The sequence below is a fragment of the Arthrobacter bambusae genome, from assembly GCF_022606295.1.
Taxonomy (GTDB): domain Bacteria; phylum Actinomycetota; class Actinomycetes; order Actinomycetales; family Micrococcaceae; genus Arthrobacter; species Arthrobacter bambusae_A.
The window spans coordinates 1-1,678 of the sequence record NZ_JAHHZS010000093.1 but is presented as its reverse complement, the minus strand read 5'-3'; the positions used below and the strand labels follow the sequence as shown (position 1 = coordinate 1,678).

General features: G+C 66.7%; 1 protein-coding gene. It reads left to right on the top strand.

All coding sequences use genetic code 11. The features are described from left to right. The first annotated feature begins 269 nt into the window (after positions 1 to 269). Positions 270 to 1,376: an IS110 family transposase gene (locus KNN17_RS22225; protein ID WP_241711082.1), complete on the top strand. Its 1,107-nt coding sequence runs from the start codon at positions 270 to 272 to the stop codon at positions 1,374 to 1,376. The last annotated feature ends 302 nt before the right edge of the window (positions 1,377 to 1,678 follow it).

The window sequence follows — 1,678 nt, the reverse complement described above, 5'->3', positions numbered from 1 at the left end:
GTCCGGTTCGGCCATTTTCGCCGGGGCGGTCCCGCAGCGCCGGCTGGTGTGATCCGTTGGATCCCGCGAGGAGGGCGGCGCTGTGGGGCCTGAATCCCCGGCGGTGATGTCCTTTATCCCGGACGGGAGGGGAACGGCCGAGAGGGATGGTGGGGCCGGGGCCTTCTGTTTCACAGGGCCGTGGGTTGCCATTGGAGGTTCCCTTGGCCTGACGGCTCCTCGGGGGGTGCAATGGTAGTGCCACATGTGAGGTTTGGGAGGTCCCGGCTATGTTTGAGCATACTTTCATTGGTCTGGATGTTCACGCGGTCAACGTGGTGGGACATGCGCTGAACCCGGCCACCGGCGAAGTCAGCGCCCACACGATGCCCGCTGACCCGGCCATCGTGCTGGAGTGGATCCGCCGGTTCGCCCCGGACGTCACGGCCGTCTACGAATCAGGACCCACCGGGTTCGTCCTGGCCCGTTACCTGCGCGCCGCGGGCATCAACTGCGTGGTCGCGGCGTCCTCGAAGCTGCTGCGCGCTCCCGGGGACCGGGTGAAAACCGACCGGCGCGACGCCCGGGTGCTGGCCGAGATGCTCGCGGTCGGCTCGGTCACCGAGGTGCGGATCCCGGACCCGGACGAAGAGGCCCTGCGGGACCTGTCCCGGCTACGCTCGGGCACGGCCAAGGACCTCGCCCACGCCCGCCAGCACGTGAACGCCATCCTGCTGCGCCACGGCATCCGCTACCCCAAGGACACCCGCTGGACGAAGGAACACACCCGGTGGTTGCACCGCCAGAGCTTTGAGGAACCGGCGCTGCAGTTCACCTACGAAGCTGATCTCGAGCAGGCCGAACTGCTCGCCGTGCATATGGCACGGATCGACAAGCACGTCGCCGCCACGGCCGCGGCGTGCCGTTACGCCCCGGTGATCGACGCGCTGATGTGCCTGCGCGGCATCCAGATGACCACCGCGTTCGGGCTGGCCGTGGAAATCGGGGACTGGACCCGCTTCACCGGCTCCACGATCGGCTCCTACCTCGGGCTGGTGCCCAGTGAAGACTCCTCCGGCCAGTCCCGGCACCAGGGCCCGATCACCAAGGCCGGGAACACCTACGCCCGCAAACTCCTCATCGAAGCCGCGTGGCAGCACCGGCGCCCCTACGTCCGGCCCGGGGAACGGCTGTTGCGCCAGTTCGATGTCGTCGCTCCGGCAACCCGGATCCGCGCCATGGAAGGAAACCACCGGCTGCATCGCAAGTGGGAACACTTCGATGAACGGCACAAACTGTCGGTCAAGGCCAACACCGCGATCGCCCGTGAACTCGCCGGCTGGTGCTGGTCGCTGGCCGCCCCGCTCCAGCAAGGAGAACGCATGAACGCGGCCTGACCCCGGACGTGCCCCCGGCGTGGTGGACGTGCGATGGCAGCATCCGGAGCTAACCCGCGAGTGAGCTATGAGCAGACGAGACCGAATGCGTCGACGCTCGATACTAGACACCGATACGCTCCAGCCGAACACATCGTCATGCGGTAAACAACCCGCGAATATCAGCCTGACACTGCAGTCGAGAAAGACCCGCCAACACCTTCACGACGACCAGCCGGCACGCGATGAGCGGCCCCAGGAACCAACAACCAGGAGCCGCTCATCCATGCCTCTTGACAACCAGACCCACATATCAGCTCGCA

Excerpts from the sequence above, each read along its gene's own strand:
- KNN17_RS22225 (WP_241711082.1), top strand. The coding sequence starts at position 270 with ATGTTTGAGCATACTTTCATTGGTCTGGATGTTCACGCGGTCAACGTG.